The organism is Dactylosporangium sp. NPDC049140, assembly GCF_040648435.1.
Genome location: NZ_JBEZDS010000058.1, coordinates 22,507 through 39,988, shown reverse-complemented (window position 1 = coordinate 39,988; position 17,482 = coordinate 22,507). Strand labels below are relative to the sequence as shown.

20 protein-coding genes are annotated in these 17,482 nt (G+C 73.4%); 7 read left to right on the top strand and 13 right to left on the bottom strand.

Going from position 1 to position 17,482, the window contains the following annotated elements:
• Position 1: 1 nt before the first annotated feature.
• The 3 genes from AB0B76_RS50385 to AB0B76_RS50375 all read right to left on the bottom strand — a co-directional run bounded on the left by AB0B76_RS50385 (position 2) and on the right by AB0B76_RS50375 (position 2,911).
• Positions 2–223 (bottom strand): MbtH family NRPS accessory protein, encoded by a 222-nt coding sequence (locus AB0B76_RS50385; protein ID WP_360390706.1) that lies wholly within the window; start codon positions 221–223, stop codon positions 2–4.
• 20 nt (positions 224–243) lie between these two features.
• A complete protein-coding gene (locus AB0B76_RS50380; protein WP_360390703.1) occupies positions 244–1,827 on the bottom strand; it encodes an MBL fold metallo-hydrolase in 1,584 nt (527 codons plus the stop codon).
• 109 nt (positions 1,828–1,936) lie between these two features.
• A complete protein-coding gene (locus tag AB0B76_RS50375; RefSeq protein WP_360390700.1) occupies positions 1,937–2,911 on the bottom strand; it encodes a ParB N-terminal domain-containing protein in 975 nt (324 codons plus the stop codon).
• Positions 2,912–3,103: 192 nt separating this feature from the next.
• Between AB0B76_RS50375 and AB0B76_RS50370 the strand changes: the two genes are divergently transcribed.
• Both AB0B76_RS50370 and AB0B76_RS50365 read left to right on the top strand, forming a co-directional pair.
• A complete protein-coding gene (locus AB0B76_RS50370; RefSeq protein ID WP_360390698.1) occupies positions 3,104–3,769 on the top strand; it encodes an ABC transporter ATP-binding protein in 666 nt (221 codons plus the stop codon).
• A 58-nt stretch (positions 3,770–3,827) separates the two neighbouring features.
• Entirely contained in the window at positions 3,828–4,580 is a 753-nt protein-coding gene (locus AB0B76_RS50365) for a cyclase family protein (RefSeq protein WP_360390695.1), read from the top strand.
• 16 nt (positions 4,581–4,596) lie between these two features.
• Here the strand turns inward: AB0B76_RS50365 and AB0B76_RS50360 are convergent, their stop codons facing one another.
• The 3 genes from AB0B76_RS50360 to AB0B76_RS50350 all read right to left on the bottom strand — a co-directional run bounded on the left by AB0B76_RS50360 (position 4,597) and on the right by AB0B76_RS50350 (position 6,942).
• On the bottom strand, positions 4,597–5,523 hold the full coding sequence (locus tag AB0B76_RS50360; protein ID WP_360390692.1) for a M56 family metallopeptidase: 927 nt from the start codon (positions 5,521–5,523) through the stop codon (positions 4,597–4,599).
• A complete protein-coding gene (locus tag AB0B76_RS50355) occupies positions 5,520–5,906 on the bottom strand; it encodes a BlaI/MecI/CopY family transcriptional regulator (RefSeq protein ID WP_360390689.1) in 387 nt (128 codons plus the stop codon). Before AB0B76_RS50355 ends, AB0B76_RS50360 begins: the two co-directional genes overlap by 4 nt.
• 70 nt (positions 5,907–5,976) lie before the next feature.
• Positions 5,977–6,942 carry a ParB/RepB/Spo0J family partition protein gene (locus AB0B76_RS50350; protein WP_360390686.1) on the bottom strand — a complete coding sequence of 322 codons (966 nt, stop codon included), beginning with the start codon at positions 6,940–6,942 and terminating at the stop codon, positions 5,977–5,979.
• Positions 6,943–7,504: 562 nt separating this feature from the next.
• Between AB0B76_RS50350 and AB0B76_RS50345 the strand changes: the two genes are divergently transcribed.
• Entirely contained in the window at positions 7,505–8,953 is a 1,449-nt protein-coding gene (locus AB0B76_RS50345) for a hypothetical protein (protein WP_360390683.1), read from the top strand.
• A gap of 236 nt (positions 8,954–9,189) precedes the next feature.
• On the opposite strand, the gene AB0B76_RS50340 is transcribed toward AB0B76_RS50345, so the two are convergent.
• The 6 genes from AB0B76_RS50340 to AB0B76_RS50315 all read right to left on the bottom strand — a co-directional run bounded on the left by AB0B76_RS50340 (position 9,190) and on the right by AB0B76_RS50315 (position 12,023).
• Positions 9,190–9,627 carry an SRPBCC family protein gene (locus AB0B76_RS50340; protein WP_360390681.1) on the bottom strand — a complete coding sequence of 146 codons (438 nt, stop codon included), beginning with the start codon at positions 9,625–9,627 and terminating at the stop codon, positions 9,190–9,192.
• Positions 9,624–9,980, bottom strand: coding sequence for a metalloregulator ArsR/SmtB family transcription factor (locus AB0B76_RS50335; protein WP_360390678.1), 357 nt, complete (start codon positions 9,978–9,980; stop codon positions 9,624–9,626). The genes AB0B76_RS50340 and AB0B76_RS50335 overlap by 4 nt, the downstream gene beginning before the upstream one ends.
• A 12-nt stretch (positions 9,981–9,992) precedes the next feature.
• Positions 9,993–10,433, bottom strand: a complete 441-nt coding sequence (locus AB0B76_RS50330) for an SRPBCC domain-containing protein (protein WP_360390676.1) — start codon at positions 10,431–10,433, stop codon at positions 9,993–9,995.
• Between the two features lie 288 nt (positions 10,434–10,721).
• The gene (locus tag AB0B76_RS50325; RefSeq protein ID WP_360390775.1) at positions 10,722–10,949 is read right to left on the bottom strand and encodes a zf-HC2 domain-containing protein; all 228 of its coding nucleotides are present in this window, start codon (positions 10,947–10,949) and stop codon (positions 10,722–10,724) included.
• A gap of 16 nt (positions 10,950–10,965) precedes the next feature.
• Positions 10,966–11,244, bottom strand: a complete 279-nt coding sequence (locus tag AB0B76_RS50320; protein ID WP_360390674.1) for a hypothetical protein — start codon at positions 11,242–11,244, stop codon at positions 10,966–10,968.
• 68 nt (positions 11,245–11,312) lie between these two features.
• The gene (locus tag AB0B76_RS50315) at positions 11,313–12,023 is read right to left on the bottom strand and encodes a flavodoxin family protein (protein WP_360390671.1); all 711 of its coding nucleotides are present in this window, start codon (positions 12,021–12,023) and stop codon (positions 11,313–11,315) included.
• A gap of 194 nt (positions 12,024–12,217) precedes the next feature.
• Here AB0B76_RS50315 and AB0B76_RS50310 point away from each other — a divergent pair, with 194 nt between their 5' ends.
• Positions 12,218–13,051: a GNAT family N-acetyltransferase gene (locus AB0B76_RS50310; RefSeq protein ID WP_360390668.1), complete on the top strand. Its 834-nt coding sequence runs from the start codon at positions 12,218–12,220 to the stop codon at positions 13,049–13,051.
• A gap of 49 nt (positions 13,052–13,100) precedes the next feature.
• Here AB0B76_RS50310 and AB0B76_RS50305 read toward each other — a convergent pair whose 3' ends face one another.
• Positions 13,101–13,661: a TetR family transcriptional regulator gene (locus tag AB0B76_RS50305; RefSeq protein WP_360390666.1), complete on the bottom strand. Its 561-nt coding sequence runs from the start codon at positions 13,659–13,661 to the stop codon at positions 13,101–13,103.
• A gap of 37 nt (positions 13,662–13,698) precedes the next feature.
• Here AB0B76_RS50305 and AB0B76_RS50300 point away from each other — a divergent pair, with 37 nt between their 5' ends.
• From AB0B76_RS50300 to AB0B76_RS50290, 3 genes are all read left to right on the top strand, one after another.
• Positions 13,699–14,763: an epoxide hydrolase gene (locus AB0B76_RS50300; RefSeq protein WP_360390664.1), complete on the top strand. Its 1,065-nt coding sequence runs from the start codon at positions 13,699–13,701 to the stop codon at positions 14,761–14,763.
• A gap of 302 nt (positions 14,764–15,065) precedes the next feature.
• Positions 15,066–16,166: a glycosyltransferase gene (locus AB0B76_RS50295; RefSeq protein WP_360390661.1), complete on the top strand. Its 1,101-nt coding sequence runs from the start codon at positions 15,066–15,068 to the stop codon at positions 16,164–16,166.
• A gap of 50 nt (positions 16,167–16,216) precedes the next feature.
• Positions 16,217–17,350 carry a glycosyltransferase gene (locus AB0B76_RS50290; RefSeq protein ID WP_360390658.1) on the top strand — a complete coding sequence of 378 codons (1,134 nt, stop codon included), beginning with the start codon at positions 16,217–16,219 and terminating at the stop codon, positions 17,348–17,350.
• Positions 17,351–17,482: the final 132 nt, after the last annotated feature.

Sequence of the window (17,482 nt, the reverse complement as noted above, 5' to 3'; positions counted from 1 at the left end):
GCTACTGCCCGTCGAGGGCGAGGCGCAGGCTCTTGGGCCGCATGTCGGTCCAGGTCTTGCGCAGGTACTCGTCGCACTCCTCCTTGGCGGCGTGCACGCCCGTCTCGGCCCAGCCGCTGGGCACCGGCAGATCGCCCGGCCACAGCGAGTACTGCTCCTCGTCGTTGACGAGCACCTTGAAGCGGGCCTCGGGGTTGTCGAAGTCGAAGCTGACGGTCCGCACCGTGTCCTCCTGTCGCCGTGCTACCAACGCCATTCACGCTGACCGAGCAGGTGCTCGGCCTTCACACCGTTGTCCGCGCACCAGCCCAGAAAGACCTCGACCTGCTGGAGCTGGTACGAGTCGGGCCGGTAGCTCGTGGCCATGATGTGCCCGAGCCACTCCTCCTCGCCCATCGCGTAGATGTAGGCCTCGCCCGCGCCGAGCTCGGTGACGATGCCGGCGGCCTGCTCGGCGTTGGAGCCCGACAGCTTGCGCGAGTCGCTCATCTTCTTCGTCACCGGCCGGGTCAGCAGCGGCTGGTACAACCACGTCAGCGGCGCGCCGTCGCACTCCATGCCCAGGAACGCCATGTCGGCGCGGCCGAGGTCGGCGCGCACGTAGCGGTACAGCACCGGGTCGATGCCGGAGGAGTCGGCGCCGATGAAGAACTTCTTGCCGGCGAGCTCGACCCAGTAGGTGGACTTGCCGCGGATGTCGAGGTCGCAGTGCTCGCCGAGGAACGGGGTGGCGGTCACCTTGCCGCCCGGCAGCTCGACCTCGTCGAAGTCGTCGGCCTCGATGACGTTGAAGCCGATCGTCTTGAGGTACAGCCCGATCGACGGGTCGCAGAGGTTGCCGCGCGAGGTGCGCGGCACGACGACGGCGCCGATGCGCCCGCGCAGCTGCAGCAGCGTCTCCAGCACCGTGTGGTCCTGGTGGCCGTGGGTGATCAGCGCCAGGTCGATGTGGTCGGGCAGGTCGTTGAGCAGGTACCGGCCGGTCGAGTTCGTGTCGCAGTTGATGAACGGATCGGTCAGGACCGCCGCGTCGGGCGACTGCAGCAGCACGCAGGCGTGGCCGTAGTACCGCACCCGGCCCCCGGCCTCGATGTGCCGGTCCTCGGACTGGCTCGGCGCGTCGGTGAGGAGCCGCTCGAGCTGCGCGACCTGCTCGTCGGGCACCTCCAGCGCCTCGCGCAGCCGGGCCACGGTGGTCGGGCGCAGGCGGGCCGCGAAGAGCTCGTCCAGCCCGCCGTGGCGCAGGGCCAGGTCGAGGTCGAGCTTGTCCGGCCCCGGGAGGCGGGGGGTGCTGAGCACGAACGGCCGCTCGACGCCCGGCTCGAGGGAGAGCTGCACGGACTGGCGCTGCTCGGCGTAGGCGCCGCTGCGGTACGCCAGCGGCTCCATGAACCGCACCGTGGGCTGGTTGCCGGTGTCGTAGGCGATCTCGACGACGCCGTTGAGCTCGTCGGGCAGGCGCGGGTACAGCGGCGTGAGGTCGAACCCGGCCGCCTCCTCCCGCACGAGCGCGTCGGCCCGCATGACGGCCTCGGCGAAGCGCAGCATCGGCGCCCGGTCGCGCTTGATCGCGGCGACCAGGTCGCGCACCTCGTCGGCGCGCTCCTCGGCGATGTTGATGAAGTACCCGCCGCGGAGGTCGGGGTTGTTGCTGGCGGCGACGTGCATCTGCGGCGACTGCAGGTACGACTCCAGGTTCGGCAGCTGCCGGAACGCGAGGTTCATCGAGGCCTGCACCGGCGCGACGGTGTGCAGCCAGGCGTAGAACCGGTCGACCAGCGGCTCGACGATGACATTCGGGCGCAGGAAGCGCTGCTCGTGGCTCATGGCTGCCTCTCGTTTGCCGACGGCCAACCGTCGCACGGCCCGCGGAGCCCGGACAACGCATCGCCAGCAGCGCGTCAGAGCACTTCCAGCGCGGCGCCATCGGGCCGGATCAGGCCTGCTGGGCGCCGCGCTGCTCGAGGTCCTCGGCGAGCTGGCGCCACTCCTCGGCGCACATGCGGGCGAGGTTGGCGATGATGTACGTGCTGTGCGGCGGGACCTTGTCGGCGACGTCGACCCACTCGTCGGCCCGGATGGCGCGGGAGAACATCCAGCGCAGCAAGACCCGGCCCGACTCGCTGAAGCGCAGCGCCGGGTCGCTCTGCAGCCCCTGCAGGATGGCGCCGAGGTCGGGTCCGGCCCGGCCGTCGGTGGCGACCGGGGCGGAGCTGTCGTCGCGCCGCCGGCGTGCCGGGGGCAGCGGGTCGTCGCCGCGCTCCATCCGCAGCCGAACGTCGCGCACCGTCGACGGCGAGACGCCGGCCTCGCGGGCGATCGCCCGCAGCGACGCCTCGGGGCGCTCCCGGATGAGCTCCGAGGCGCGCAGCCGCCCCTCGGCGTTGTGCACGGGCCGGGTCCGCCCGTCGCGGCCGGTCCGGGTGCGTGCCTCGTCGGCCCGGTCCTCCCGCTGCATCCGGAGCCGGAACTTGGCCACCGTGCGCGGGCCCAGGCCGACCGCGGCCGCGATCGCCCGGTCGGACCAGCCGGGATAGGACCCGATGATCCGCTCCATGGCCCGCGTGCGGTCGTCCGCCGACAGCGGCAGGCCGTGCGCGATGTTGGTCCGCACGGCCAGGACGAACGCCTCCTGCTCGGTGCCGTCGAAGTAGCGGGCCCGGACCAGGTCGTCGCCGCGCAGGCGGGCGGCGCCGAGCCGGTGCATGCCGTCGATCACCCGCATCGTGGCGCGGTGCACGATGATCGGCGGCAGCTGGGCGTCCAGCGCGGCCAGCATCGTGGTGTGCGCCGGGTCCTCGCCGGCCGTGCGCGGCGAGTCGGCAGGCAGCAGCGAGCGGACCGGGATCCACTGAACGGCCGAGCAGCCGCTGAGCGGGTCGGGCAACGAGACATCGACGTGCTGTTCCAACGCATCGCCCCATCGGTAGCAGGCCCCCCGAGCGACTTCAGCGTCGCGCCGGGGCGGGACCGGCACACCCCCGAAAAGAGGGGAATGCCGCCGCTCTTTCGGGGGAGGATCGCGGGCCCCCCGAAAGGTGGCGGGTCGGCCTTTACCTTTGGGGGATGCGCGGCCGCGCCCGCACGGGGCATTGTGGGGGCCATGGCCGTGCTCGAGCTGCGCGAGGTGCGCAAGACGTACCCCGGGGAACCGCCCGTCGAGTCCGTGCGCGGCGTCGACCTGCGGGTCGAGGCGGGCGACATGCTGGCGATCTCCGGCGCGTCCGGGTCCGGCAAGTCGACCCTGCTCAACCTCATGGCGACGCTGGACCGCCCGACCGAGGGGTCGGTGGTCATCGACGGCATGGCCGTGGAGGGGCTCAGCGACCGGCAGCTCGCCGGGGTGCGCGCGCACCGCGTCGGGGTGGTGTTCCAGCAGTTCTTCCTGCTGGAGGCGCTCGACGCGCTGGACAACGTGGCGAACGGGCTGCTGTACCGCGGGGTGCCGGCCCGGCAGCGGCGGGAGGCGGCGGAGGACGCGCTGCGGCGGGTCGGGCTCGGCCACCGGGTCCGCCACCGGGTCACGAAGCTCTCCGGCGGCGAACGGCAGCGGGTGGCGATCGCCCGCGCTCTGGTCGGCCGGCCGGCGATCATGTTCGCCGACGAGCCGACCGGGAACCTCGACTCGAGCAACAGCCGCGAGATCATGGCGCTGCTGACCGAGCTCAACGACGGCGGCACGACCATGGTGATCATCACGCACGAGGCCGCGGTCGCCGACGCGTGCAAGCGGCAGGTCGTGATGCGCGACGGTCAGCTGGTCGCCTGAGCCGGAACGCGATCGGCGCTCCAGCGGGCCGCGAACGGTTGGCGGTACCGTGCCGCACGTGGGTCTGATCGGCGAGACGGTGGACCTGTCCCATCCGCTGTCGCCCGCGCTGCCGCACCACCCGGACGTCGTACCGCCGAGCGTCACCACCGTCGCCGGGTTCGACCGGGACGGGTGCTTCGCCGGCCGGTGGGACCTCGACGAGCACTCGGGCACCCACGTCGACGCGCCGGCGCACTTCGTCGAGGGCGGGGCGGCGGTCCACGCCATCGCCGCGGCCGACCTGGTGCTGCTCGCCGCGGTGGTCGACATCCGCGACCGCGTGCGGGGCGACGCCGACGCGCGGCTGGAGGTCGCCGACATCCTGGACTGGGAGCGGCGGCACGGCCCGCTGCCCGGCCCGTGCGCCGTGCTGGCGCTCACCGGCTGGGCGGAGCGGATCCACGACCGCGGCCGGTACCTCGGCCTGGACGACGAAGGCCGCCCGCACTGGCCGGGCTTCGCCGCCGAGACCGCGCGGTTCCTGGCCGCGGACCGGCCTCAGGTGTACGCCCTCGGGATCGACACGCCGAGTCTGGACTCGGCGGCCGGGGAGCGGGCCGGGTCCGCGGTGCACCACGGCTGGCTGGGCGGGCGGCGGTACGGCGTGGAGAACCTCGCCAACCTCGAGCGGCTGCCGCCGGTCGGCGGGGTGCTGATCGTGGGTGTCCCGGCCCTCGTCGGGGCGAGCGGCGCACCGGCCCGCGTCCTGGGCCTGATTCCCGAGCCTGACCTTCAGCCGATCGGCGGCTCAGCCGCTTCCTCCGCCTGATTCCCGCGCCGGACCTTCAGCCGGTCGGCAGCCAGGCCCGGAACAGCTCCACGAACTCGACGACGGCGACGGCCGCCACGGCGAGCGAGAGCGCCGCCACGGCCACCGCCCCGGCGACCGTCGGGCCGCCGCGGCGCATCGGGTCCGGCGCCGGGCGTACGAGCGCCTCGACGCGGTGCAGGGTGCTGGAGCCGCCGAAGCCGAGCGCGGGCGCGGGCCCGTGGGCGGCGAGGGCCACCTTCGCGATGGTGTGCGCGACGAGCCGCCGGTCCGCGACCGTGTCGGCGGCGTCCTCGTCCGCGCTGCGCTCGACGAGCAGGCAGACGGCCGACTCGACCGGGCGCAGCAGCGGGTTGACCGCCGTGGCCAGCGCGGCGAGCGTGGTCGTGCGGTCGTGGCGGCGCCACAGGTGGGCGCGCTCGTGGGCGAGCACCGCGGCCCGCTCGTGGGCGTCGAGCATGCGCAGCATGCCGCTGGTCACCAGCACGTGGCCGCGGCGGCCGCGCGCGGGCGGCACGGCAACCGCGCGCGGGCTGTCCCAGTCGGCGACGAGCAGGCCGTCCTCGGCGGGGCCGGCGGCGCGCAGCTCCCGGGCGACGGCCCAGCGGCGGCGCAGCCGGGCGGCGACGCGCCAGCCGACCCAGAGCAGCAGGGCGGTCGCGGCGACGGCGGCCGGGTCCGGGACGGGCTCCGGCAGCGGCCGGCCGTTGGCGAGGGACAGCCGGCCGTACCGCTCGATCGCCGGCACGTCGTCGGCGAGCGTGGCCACGACCAGGATCAGGCACACGGCGCTGGACCCGGCGGTCACCGTCGCGCCGGCCGCGAGGGCCCGCGCGGCCCGCTCGGGCCGGCCGGTGTGCGCGGCGAGGCGGGCGAGCGGCCACAGCACGGCCGGCAGCAGCAGTACCGGCAGCAGGATCGGGATGTGCACGAGCCAGGTCACGGCGTCGGCGCCCCCGGGTCGGGATCGCGCAGCAGCGCCCGCAGCAGTTCGGCGTCGTCGGGGGCCAGGTCGGCGGTGAACTGGCGCAGCACCGCCCGCCGGTCGCCGGGCCCGTCGAGCACGGCGCGCATCCGCCGGGCCGCCGCGGTGGCGCGGTTCTCGGCCGGGAAGTACTCGTGGCCGCGCCCGCCGGTCAGGTTGACGCGGCGGCGGGCCTGACCCTTCTCCAGCAGGCGGGTGAGGATCGTCTGCACGGTGTTGTACGCCAGGTCGCCGCCCAGCTGCTGCTGCACCTGGGCCGGGGACAGCGGGCCCGCGGCGGCCCACAGCACCGTCATGACATCCGACTCGAGCGAACCCCAGGCACGCCGCTCCGGGCTCATCGGCCCGTCCCGTGGTGGTGGCAGGTCACCGGGACACAGTACCCGGGCGGCAACCCGGCCCCGGCCGTCGTCACGCCGGTTGGCCGGCCTGGCTCTGCAGTTCCTCGGCTATGCGCTGCCACTCGTCGGCGCAGCGGCGGGCGACGACGGCCACGACGTACGTGGCGTGCGTCGGCACGTCCCCCGCGACCTCCTGCCACTCCTCGAACCGCACGGCGCGGGTCATGAGCCAGCGCACCAGCGTCCGCCCGGACTCGTTGAACCGCAGGGCCGGGTCCTGCTGCAGGCCCTTCAGCGCCTCGTCCAGGCCGGGCCGTCCGCCGTCGCCGGTCCGGCGCCGGACGCTGCGGGTGCGCACCGGCGCGCCGGCCGAGGACCGCGCCGGGACGGGCTCCTCGCCGCGGCGCAGCCGGTTGCGGACGTCCTGCGCGGTCGTCGGCGAGACGCCGGCCTTGCGGGCGACGTCCCGCAGGGACGCGTCCGGATCCTCGCGGATGGCGTCGGCGGCCCGCAGCCGGCCCACCGCGTTGTCGAGCGGACGGCGCCGGCCGTCGCGGCCGATGCGCGCCGCGGTGTCGCGGGCGGTGTCACGGACTGTGTCGTCGGCGGCCTCGATCCGGCGGCGGATGCCGGCGACGGTGCCGCCGCCGAGCCCGGCCGCCGCCGCGATCGCCCGGTCGGACCACGTCGGGTTCTCGTTGATGATGCGCTCGGCCGCGAGCATCCGGTCGCCCAGCGACAGCGGGCGGCCGTGCGCGATGTTGGACTGCACGGCCAGGACGAAGGCCTCCTGCACGGTGCCGTCGAAGAACCGGACCTCGATGGTGTCCTCGCCCCGCAGGCGGGCCGCGCCGAAGCGGTGCATGCCGTCGATGATGCGCATGGTGGCGCGGTGCACGATGACCGGCGGTAACGCCGCGCCGGAGTCGGCGAGCATCCGGGTGTGCTCGTCGTCCTCGCCGGACAGCCGCGGCGAGTCGGCGGCCCGCAGGCTCGTGATCGGGACTCGTTCGATCTGCGGCCCGGCCTCGGGCACGATGCGCCGTCCACCACTCCGGGGCCCACGGCCCGTCTCAGTCGATCGGCCGACGACAGGTTGATTTCCCATATTGCCCCCGTGTTGTACAGCGCATTCACGCGGGCCGGCAGGTCCTGCACAATATTGCGAGACCAACCTTTACGACCGCGATAACGTGCCGACACTTCACACCTGTGGTGTCGCATCATGATCTCAACGGACAACGTCCAGTGTCAATAGCATCAGCAGACTCCAAGGAAACCCTCAGATTCGCGGCCGGATATGGCCACTCCATCCTACGATGCGTAGGACCAGCCGCCGCCGTGTTATCCGGGGCGGCCCGGAAACCGAACTGACCTGGGAATACATCCGACACCAGGGCGGTCACAAAACAACGGCGGCCGAGCGCGGTGCAATTGCACGACCGCACGGCTCCCACGATGCAGGAATTTGCGCAGAGGAATTTCGCGGGGGCGGCGCGTCAATCCATTGATGTTGATTGATGTGAGGATGATGGCGTGTATCAACCGCCGGGGTGACGCATCTGTCAGGGGACATCACCAGCGGACACGGAGGCATCATGGGCAACCCCAACGACTCGATCCTGCGCCTGCGCCTGTGGTCGGGCGGCCAGTTCACCGCGACCCTCGCGTCGGCCGGCCAGGACCGCTATCTGGCGATCGTCGGCGACGGCCGCGGCACCGTGCGCACCGCCACCGTCGACGGCGGCGCCTGGGCGGAGACGGCCACTCGCGCGGCGATCGGCCCGGCCGGTCCGGCGCTGCGCCGCGCGCACGTCGCGTCGATCGCCGACGGCGCGGTCGACCGCAGCTACCTCACCACCCTGGCCACGGGCGCGGCCCGGCGGTACGACTTCACCGGCAACGGCACCGGCAACGCCTCCGGCACCGGCTACCTGCGCCTGCCGGGCGCCGGCGGCAAGTTCCGCACCGGCACCTCGGACGCCTTCGGCGGGAACAGCCCGTTCGCGCCCGCCGACGGGGCGGCCAAGGCGATCTCCGTCACCGAGTTCGACGACGGCGGGCGCCAGGTGGTCACGCAGACCGACGACGGGCGCATCACGCAGGTCTACGACGCCGAGGGCCGGCTGGCCTCGCAGATGCAGTTCCAGCAGGTGCCCATCGACGGCGGCAGCAGCGAGCACGTCGTCACCGAGTCGTACGACAGCTCCGGCGCGCAGACCGGGCGGCTGGAGAGCCTGCAGAACAAGTACGACGACGGCAGTTTCAACGCCCGGCAGTGGGGCCAGGACGAGCAGGGCCGCCAGTGGGAGGTCGGCATCGAGGGCCACGACGACACCGTGCGCCGCACCGAGGAGGTGACCCGCGCCGACGGTGTCGTCGAGCGGACCTCGACCGTCGTGACGACCGTCGACGGCAACACGTTCACCCAGACCGAGACGGCCGAGGACGACCGGATCACCTCGCGGGGCGAGCGGGTCACCGACGCCGACGGCAACGTGACGAGCGCCCACCGCACGGACTACAACACCGACGGCACCAGCGAGGTACGCACGCTCAAGACCGAGGACGACGGCAGCCGCAGCATCGAGATGAAGAAGCTCGACAAGGACGGCAACGAGACCAAGCTGCCGTCCGGCATCGACGACGAGGACTGGTCGCAGCCGGGCGACGAGTCGATGCAGCCGTGGCGGATGCTGGCCGACGAGGTGCTCGGCGAGTCGCTGCTGGAGCAGTCGCCCGACGACCTCGCCACCGGCATCGACGGCGCCGTCGCCGGAGAAGGCGTCGACCGGGCCGCGACCCTGCGCAACGCGATCGCCGCGCTGGGCGAGGAGGCCGCGGCGACCCGGTTCGGGACGCCGACGCTGGACATGCAGCTCGACGCCGCCACCGCGGCGACAGTCAACTCGAGCCTGGGCGACCTGAGCGATGCGGCGTCGGTGCGGACGTTCGTCGCCGACCTGGTCGCCACGGCTGGCAACCTGGCCCCGTCCCGGCGGCTGCTGGCCCCGGGTCTCGCCACGGAGAGCCTGTTCACGAGCTGACCCGTTGCCAGGGCCACGCCCCGCCACCGCGCCGCGGTGGCGGGGCGTGGCCTTGGTTGTCCGCGAACCCGCGCACGATGGAGTCGCTGGACCGGGTCGGCGACCGCCCATCTGAGCCCGCCGTGTTGGCCGGCTGCTGCTACCGGCCGGTGGTAGACAGTGGGAATGGTGACCGGGGCGGAGGGAAAGCCGTGGCCGAGGCGCTGCGCCGGTGAGCCCGGACGCGGTCGCCGTGCTCACGCGGTGGCCCGCCGGACGGGGCTGGAAGGCTCTATCCCGGCCAGGCGTCCGAACTGCTGCTGCCAGCCGGCGCGGTGCTCGTCGATGCGACCGGGGGGCACGCCACGGTGGCTCAGCACGACGATCGTGTCGTCGCCGACGGCAGTCAGTACCACCTCGACCGTCGAACTGCCGGGCGGCAGCGACTCGCTTCCGGGGATGCCCCAGCTGAAGGCGACGCGGTGTGGCGGGTCGATGCTGGTGTAGGTGCCGCGGGCCGCGATGGTGCCGAAGTCGAGGAGGAACAGCCCGCCGGGCCGCGGGTCGAGCTCGGCCTGCTCGCCGATCCACTCGACGATGAGGGCGGCGTCGGTGAAGTAGGGGAACACGACGTCGGGCGGTGCCTTGATGCGCGTGGTCGCGACGATGACGTCGTTGTGGATCTCGGCGGTCACGGCTGCCTCTGGGGTGGTTGCGGGTGGGCGGTCTCGACGGCCTTCTTCAGCCGGCTCAGGGCGTCCGGCCAGAACTCGCTCAGCATCCGGTGTACCGGCTCGAGCGCTTCCTGACGCAACGTGTACAGGCGGCGGACCCCGTCGCGGCGCTCGTTGAGCAGGCCGGCCTGCTTGAGGACGCCGATGTGCTGGCTGACCGCCTGCTGCGTCAGCGGGAACGCCGCCGCGATCTGCCCGGCGGCCAGCTCGGTGTGCTGAACCAGACGCAGAATCTGCCGCCGGTGCGGGTCGGCCAGCGCGCGCAGCACCGCATCCGGCGCCTCGGGCACTGGCTGCTCCCGTTGTTCGGCCATGGGGCTAGGTTCTCAGACCCGGAACGGGGTGCCGTGGCCGGTCTCGGCGAAGGTCCGGATGCTGGCCATGAACTGCGTCCAGGCGACGACGCAGTCCTCCCAGCAGGCCAGCTGCGGGGTCAGGCCGGCGTGGCGGAACTGCAGCCGCGTGCCCTCGCCCATCGGGACGATGTCGAACTGCATGGTCGTGCCCAGCCACTCCTGCGTGTGCCCGGTCGGTGCGGACCCGTCGGGCGCGATCGACTCCCAGACCACCCGGGTGGGTCCGGCTTCCAGGACCCGCATCGCGTTGGCGCCGTACGGGCCGAAGCTGGTCACGAGGGTCCCGCCCACCCCGGCATCGCCCTCGGTCGGACCCCACCAGCGGCTGACGCCGTCGGCGGACGTGAACAAGGCCGACACGGCGGCCGGGCCGGCCGGCAGGTCCAGGACGGCGGTGAAGTCGCTTGTCACTTCGATCTCCCGTTCGTAATTACAAGCATCAGCTTGTACAAGCAGATGCTTGTGAACTTAGGGCGCGGCATCGCCGCTGTCAAGGCCGACGGCCGGGCCCGGCGGGCCGCGAATCTTACGAGAGGCTGACGACCGCCGCCGGACCGGTCACGGCGGCCGGATTCGCGTCCAGCATCGACCGACGTGACTGCCGACTGGAAGCCGGGGCAGGACTCCGCGACGTCGCGCGCGCGGCGGACGGCCGCGCTGGCCACGGCCCGAGCTGTAAGCAACGCGTAAGGCCCGGCGCTAGCCTTCCCAGTCGCGGAAGGCTTCCAGCAGCCGGTCGCGGGCCGGTGCCGGCAGGCTCGCGGCGGGCAGCCGGCCCAGCTCGGCGATCGTGCGGCGGACCTGCTCGAGGTACCGGTCGCAGCCTTCGCATTCGGCGAGGTGGGCGACGAAGCGCTGCTCGGTGGCGGGGTCCAGGGCGCCCTCGAGGTAGGCCGTGACCAGCTCCACGAACTCGTCGCAGTCCATCACGCCACCTCCCCCGTCAGGTACGTCTCCAGCGCGGCCCGCAGGGCGGCCCGGCCCCGGTGCAGCAGGACCCGCTGGTTGGCCGAGGACAGCTGCAGCAGTTCGCACACCTCGTCGCTGCTGTAGCCTGCACGACGTCCTGGGCGGCGTGCTCGTCGGCGACGAACGCCTGCGCCGCCCGGAGCAGTCCGGGCGACCAGGCGTCGATCAGCGCGGCGAACATCGCCTCGTCGCGCCCGCGCAGCCGCGCCACGATGACCGTGTCGGCCGGCAGGGCCGCATCGGCGATGGACACGAGCGCACAGTAGCGCCCGGCCGGCCCGGACCAGGCGTCGGTCTTCGGACACGAAACGTGAGCGGGCCTCAGCGGTACTCGGGGTTGGCGAAGTCGAAGCGGCAGCCGGCGTCCCACTCGCTGCGCTGGTTGCCGTGTGCGGGGATGCCGCCGGCGTCCTTGAGCATCCGGGCCAGGTGCAGCAGGTTCCACGTCATGAACGTGGTGTTGCGGTTGGTGAAGTCGTTCTGCGGGCCGCCCGAGCCGGGGTCGAGGTACGAGGGTCCGGGGCCGGCCTCGCCGATCCAGCCGGCGTCGGCCTGCGGCGGGATGGTGTAGCCGAGGTGCTGGAGGCTGTACAGCACGTTCTGCGCGCAGTGTTTCACGCCGTCCTCGTTGCCGGTGATGAGGCAGCCGCCGACGCGGCCGTAGTACGCGTACTGCCCGGCGTCGTTGAGCAGGTGCGAGCAGGCGTAGAGCCGCTCGATGACCCGCTTCGTGGTGGAGGCGTTGTCGCCCAGCCAGATCGGCCCGGCGATGACGAGGATGTCGGCGGCCAGGACCCGCGGGTAGAGCGCCGGCCACTCGTCGGTGGCCCATCCGTGCTCGGTCATGTCGGGCCATACGCCGGTGGCGATGTCGTGGTCGATCGCGCGGATCTCCTCGACGGTCACGCCCTGCTTCTCCAGGATGCCGCGGCTGATGTCGATCAGGCCGCCGGTGTGGCTCAGCTCGGGGGAGCGCTTCAGGGTGCAGTTGATGAACAGCGCGCGCAGGTCGTCGTAGCGAGTGTCGGTCATGCCCTGCAGTCCCGCCGTACCGGCCCGGCGTTACACCCTGGCGCCGGCGGTTCCTGCGAGCCGGGTACCGGGTCCCCCGGCGCGCTGCGGATCGGGGCCGGCGGCACGCTGACGAAGGTCGGCCGCCGCGCCGTCGTAACCACGACATCGGGCAACCGCATCCAGCAACCGGTAAACGGCGTATGGTGGTTGCTATGTCACCGCTGTTCTGCGACACCGATCTCGGCCGGCGCATCGAGGCCGTCGAGGCCGGGTTCCTCGCCGCCGCCAACGCCGCGGCCCAGCGCCGCACCGGCGGGGCCGGGTTCCTGATTCCGGTCGCCGGCGGCGTGGCCAGCTTCGCCGAACCGGACTCGCCCTGGAACAAGGTCGCCGGCCTCGGCTTCGCCGGTCGGCCGGGCGACGACGAACTGGACGCGATCGAACTCGAGTTCGCCGCGCGCGGCGCCCCGGTGTCGGTCGAGTTGAGCAGCCTTGCCGACCCGGCCGTCGGCGAGTGGCTGACGGGTCGCGGGTACCGCCTCGTCTCCTACGAGAACGTGCTCGCCCGGCCCGTCACCGGCGGCGTGGAGCGCGTCGAACCGCCCGGTGTGGAGGTCCGTCCGAGCGGCGACGACGAGTTCGACATCTGGCTCGAGGTCGTGCTCGACGCGGTCGCCCACCCCGACGCCGACGGCCTGCCGTGGCTGGAGGACTTCCCGCGCCGGATCGTCGCCGACGCCGAGCGCGACATCGCCGCCGCCGGGGCCCGCCGGTACCTCGCCCTGGTCGACGGCGTGCCGGCCGGCGGCGCGAGCATGGGCATCCGCGACGGCATCGCACAGTTCAGCGCCGGCACCTCGCCCGCGTTCCGCCGCCGCGGTGTGCAGAGCGCACTCCTGGCCGCCCGCCTCGCCGACGCCGCGGAGGCCGGCGTCGAGCTCGCCGCCGTCACCGCGCAGCCGGGCTCGCCGTCCCACCGCAACGTGCAACGCCGCGGCTTCGACCTGCTCTACACCCGGGCGATCCTGGTGCGCGCGGCGTCGTAGCGCCGGCATCAGCCCGCGCCGCGTGCGAGACACCGGCCCAGCGCCCGCATCAGCCGTCGGCGAGGTGCTGGATGGTGGCGCTCAACCAGGCCTGGAGCTCGGCCGGATCGCCCAGGGCCGAGCGCAGCACCCGGCGCCGGGTCGAGACGCCGAGGACGAAGGCGTCGATCGCGGCGGCCCGGCGCTGGGCGTCGGCGTCGTCCAGGCCGCTGTCGCGCAGGTACCGGTACAGCGGATGCAGTGAGTTCGTGTCGAGGAACTCGGCCAGCGCCTCGGCGGCCTCCGGGCGCTCGCCCGATGCGCGCTGCAGCACGAGCAGCGGGTCTTCCCCGGGCGCGCCGAACCAGCGCTGGACGATGCTCGCCGCGAGGCGCGCACCCAGCCCCGAACGGTCGCCGTCGAAGGAGTTCGAGACCGGGATCGCCACCCGGGTCGCGGCCAGGAACAGGCCGTCCTTGCCGCCGAAGTAGCGGGTGATGAGGTTGGGCGACACGCCGGCCGCGTCGGCCACGCCCTTGACCGTGACCGCCGCGAAGCCGTGCTGCGCGAACTGGTCCCGCGCGTGCTCCAGGATTCGCTGCTTGGTCGCCGCCGCGTCGCGCATCATCATGTGTACGAGCATACACATGATGTGTATGCTCGTACACATGAGTGACGACCTGCGTGAACGGCTCCGGCAGACGCGGCGCGTGGCGACCCCGTGGCGCGACGACGCGACGCGCGGCATCGGCGGAGCGGTGCTCGACGACCTGATCGACCACTGGATCAACGGGTACGACTGGAGCGTCCACGAGCGCCGCATCGCCGCGCTGCCGTGGGCGACGGTCGGGGCCGGCGACGCGTCCCTGCGCGTCATCCACCAGCGGTCCGCGGACCCCGGGGCCCCGGTGGTCGTACTGCTGCACGGCTGGCCGGACTCGGTGCTGCGGTTCGAGCGCGTCCTGCCGTTGCTCACCGACCTGCACGTGGTGGTACCCGCGCTGCCGGGCTTCCCGTTCGCGGCCGATGACCAGCGGCCCCCGCTCGCCGCGCCCGGCATGTCCGCCAACCGGATCGCCGCGATCGTCGCGGACGCCCTCGACGAGCTCGGATACGCGCGGTACACGCTCTCCGGCGGCGACGTCGGCGGTACCGTCGCGGAGATCCTCGCGGGCCTTCACCCGGACCGGGTCGGCGCCCTGCACCTCACCAACGTCGCCCCGCTGCGCGCCCTCACGGCGGACCCGGCGACGCTCGCGCCCGACGCCGCGGCCTACCTGGCCCGGTCGGCGCAGTGGTTCCGCCGCGAGGGCGGCTACATCGCCGCCCAGTCGACGCGGCCGAACACGCTCGCCGTCGCGCTCGGCGACTCGCCCGCCGGCCTCGCGGCGTGGATCGTGGAGAAGCTGCAGGCCTGGTCCGACGAGCCCGCCTTCACCCCGGACGAGCTGCTCACCTGGGTCAGCGCCTACTGGGTCACCGGTACCATCGGCACCTCGTTCGCCACCTACACCGAGCCGGCCACCCTCCCCGGCCGGATCGACGCGCCGACCGTGTTCTCCGTCTTCCCGCACGACCTCAAGCCGGAGCCGCGCAGCTACGCCGAGGCGTTCCTGAACGTCGCCGAGTACGTCGAACACCCGGCCGGCGGCCACTTCGCCGCCTGGGAACAGCCGGAGGCGTACGCCGCCGACGTGCACCGCGCGGTCAAGCTCCTCTCTGTCCGGGGTTGATTGCGGAGCGTATCGTGCGGGTGTGACGGGTGGGACCGACGCCTGGACGGGCGGCTTCGACGCTCCGTGACCGGCGGAGATTCGTCCTCGCTGGAGAGCCGGGGTACAGTGGGGCACGGCCTTCGGGACCCCGGCGACCACCACGCACCATGACGGACAACCGTCGTGCAGCACGGTTCGCCGCACACACCGATCCACTGCCTGCCGCCCCCCAGTCGTCATCGTTCGAATACTGACGTGCGTGGGTTCGCAGAGAGGGCCGCCATGTCCATCGCCGCGCACCATATCCACGCCCCACGGTCGTGACCGGCCGTCCACGGCCGTCGTTCCGGCACCTCCAGCGGCTCAGCGACGACACCGGTCTGTTCGAGCACGCCGAGTTCAGCACTCCGCGGATCTCCCACGGCTACTGCGTCGACGACGTGGCCCGGGGCCTGCTGGTCATCTGCCGCGAACCCGAGGCCCCGGCCGACCTGCTGCAGCTCGCCGGTCGGTACCTGGCGTTCCTCATCGACGCCCAGTCCCCCGACGGCGCGTTCCGCAATCGGCTGGGACCGGATCGCCGCTGGCAGGACGAGCCGGCCGACGGCGACTGGTGGGGGCGCGCGCTGTGGGGCCTGGGCACCGCGGCCGCGCGCAGCCCGCTGCGGGCGATGCGGGAGACCGCGCTGAGGTCCTTCGAGCTCGGCGCGCATCGCCGCACCCGCTGGCCCCGCGCGATGGCGTTCGCCGCCCTCGGTGCCGCGGAGGTCCTTGCCGTGCATCCGGACCATTCGGCGGCACGATGGTTGCTGCACGACGCGGTGGTCACCATTGGTCCGGTACCGATGGATCCGGCTTGGTCCTGGCCGGAACCCCGGCTCACCTATGCGAACGCGGCGCTGGCCGAGACGCTGATCGCGGCCGGCGGCGGGGCGTTGGCCGACGGCCTGCGCATGCTCGCCTGGCTGCTGGACCGGGAGACCGCGGGCGATCACCTTTCGTGTACCCCGGTCGGCGGCCGCGGCCCGCAGGACGTGGCGCCCGGGTTCGACCAGCAGCCGATCGAGGCGGCCGCGATCGCCGACGCCTGCGCGCGGGCGATGACCGTCAGCGCCGACCCGCGCTGGGAGGCGGGACTGCGCCTGGCCGTCGGCTGGTTCCTCGGGGCCAACGACGGCGCCCAGCCGATGTTCGACGCGGCGACCGGCGGCGGCCACGACGGCCTCACGGCGACGGGGCGCAACGAGAACCAGGGCGCCGAGTCCACGCTCGCGCTCCTGACCACCCTGCAACACGCCCACCGGCTCGGCATCGGCCCCGGCGGCGCCCCCGGCAACGGCCCGGCGCGCAAGCCGGCGCCGCCCGCGCCGCCGCGGGTCAACGGCCAGCGGCGCGACGACGCGCCCGCATTCCAGCCGTAACGAGACCTTCGCGGTCCGAACGAGTACTCCTTCGAAAGGCACATGTATATATGGCTGTCCGCTTCGGTTTTCTCAGTACCTCTCCCCCGACCCGATGTGGCCTGGCCACATTCAACGCCTCGCTGTTCGCGCACCTGACCGCCGGCGGGGCGCCCGGGGGCATCGTCCGGGTCACCACCGCCGGTGACGACCAGCGGCCCGTGGCGGGCGTGGTGCACACCTGGCCCGCCGGGAGCGTGGCCGGCTGGCTCCCCGCGGCGGCCGCGCTGAACACCTACGACGTCGCCATCGTGCAGCACGAGTACGGCATCTACCCGGGCCGCGACGGCGCCGACGTGCTGCCGTTGCTGCGCCGCCTGACGGTGCCCAGCATTGTGGTGCTGCACACGGTACTGAGCCACCCGAGCCCGTCCCAGCGGTCGCTGCTGGAGCAGATCGTGGCCAGCGCGGACGCGGCCGTCACGATGACGGACACTGCGCGGGACCGGCTCCTCGCCGGCTACGCCGTGGACCCGACGAAGATCGCGGTCATTCCGCACGGTACCGCGGACCACTCCGGCGTCCCGGTGGCCCGCCGGCCCCAGCCGCACCTGCTCACCTGGGGCCTGATCGGCCCGGGCAAGGGCATCGAGTGGGCGCTGCGAGCGCTGGCCCAGCTGCAGGACATGAAGCCGGCCCCGGTCTTCACCGTCGCCGGCCGGACCCACCCGAAGGTGCTCGAGCGGCACGGCGAGGCGTACCGGGCGGACCTGTACCGCCTCGGCGCCCAGCTCGGCATCACGCATGCCGTGGACTACCAGGCGGTGTACCACGAGCAGGCCGCCCTCGGCCGCCTGATCCGCTCCGCGGACGTGGTGGTGCTGCCCTACGACTCCGTCGAGCAGGTCACGTCCGGCGTGCTCACCGAGGCCGTCGGCGCCGGGATCCCGGTGGTCGCCACCGCCTTCCCGCACGCCGTGGAACTGCTCGGCGGCGGCCGCGGGCTGCTGGTACCGCACCGCAATCCGGCCGCGCTGGCCAAGGCCGTCCGGCGGATCCTGACCGACCCGGCCCTGGCCGCCCGCCTCTCCCGGCCGCACGGGCCGACCCTGCACTGGTCGGCGGTGGCGGAGCGCTACGAGGCGCTGGCCGCCAAGCTCATCGCCGGTACCCGCTCCCCCGCCCTGGCCGCGGTCGTCGGCTGAGCGCGGGCGGCGGGTTGCGCCGGCGGTCTCCCCGGCGCCCTCCTCGGCCGGGCCACCCGCACCGTCCGCCCGCCCGCGCGCCGCCGAGCGCACTCCCCGCCGGACGGCGTGGGTGCCGTGGAACGGGAAGCA

Excerpts from the sequence above, each read along its gene's own strand:
- AB0B76_RS50380 (WP_360390703.1), bottom strand. The coding sequence starts at position 1,827 with ATGAGCCACGAGCAGCGCTTCCTGCGCCCGAATGTCATCGTCGAGCCG.
- AB0B76_RS50370 (WP_360390698.1), top strand. The coding sequence starts at position 3,104 with ATGGCCGTGCTCGAGCTGCGCGAGGTGCGCAAGACGTACCCCGGGGAA.
- AB0B76_RS50355 (WP_360390689.1), bottom strand. The coding sequence starts at position 5,906 with ATGAGCCCGGAGCGGCGTGCCTGGGGTTCGCTCGAGTCGGATGTCATG.
- AB0B76_RS50345 (WP_360390683.1), top strand. The coding sequence starts at position 7,505 with ATGGGCAACCCCAACGACTCGATCCTGCGCCTGCGCCTGTGGTCGGGC.
- AB0B76_RS50335 (WP_360390678.1), bottom strand. The coding sequence starts at position 9,980 with ATGGCCGAACAACGGGAGCAGCCAGTGCCCGAGGCGCCGGATGCGGTG.
- AB0B76_RS50325 (WP_360390775.1), bottom strand. The coding sequence starts at position 10,949 with ATGGACTGCGACGAGTTCGTGGAGCTGGTCACGGCCTACCTCGAGGGC.
- AB0B76_RS50315 (WP_360390671.1), bottom strand. The coding sequence starts at position 12,023 with ATGACCGACACTCGCTACGACGACCTGCGCGCGCTGTTCATCAACTGC.
- AB0B76_RS50310 (WP_360390668.1), top strand. The coding sequence starts at position 12,218 with ATGTCACCGCTGTTCTGCGACACCGATCTCGGCCGGCGCATCGAGGCC.
- AB0B76_RS50305 (WP_360390666.1), bottom strand. The coding sequence starts at position 13,661 with ATGATGATGCGCGACGCGGCGGCGACCAAGCAGCGAATCCTGGAGCAC.
- AB0B76_RS50300 (WP_360390664.1), top strand. The coding sequence starts at position 13,699 with ATGAGTGACGACCTGCGTGAACGGCTCCGGCAGACGCGGCGCGTGGCG.
- AB0B76_RS50290 (WP_360390658.1), top strand. The coding sequence starts at position 16,217 with ATGGCTGTCCGCTTCGGTTTTCTCAGTACCTCTCCCCCGACCCGATGT.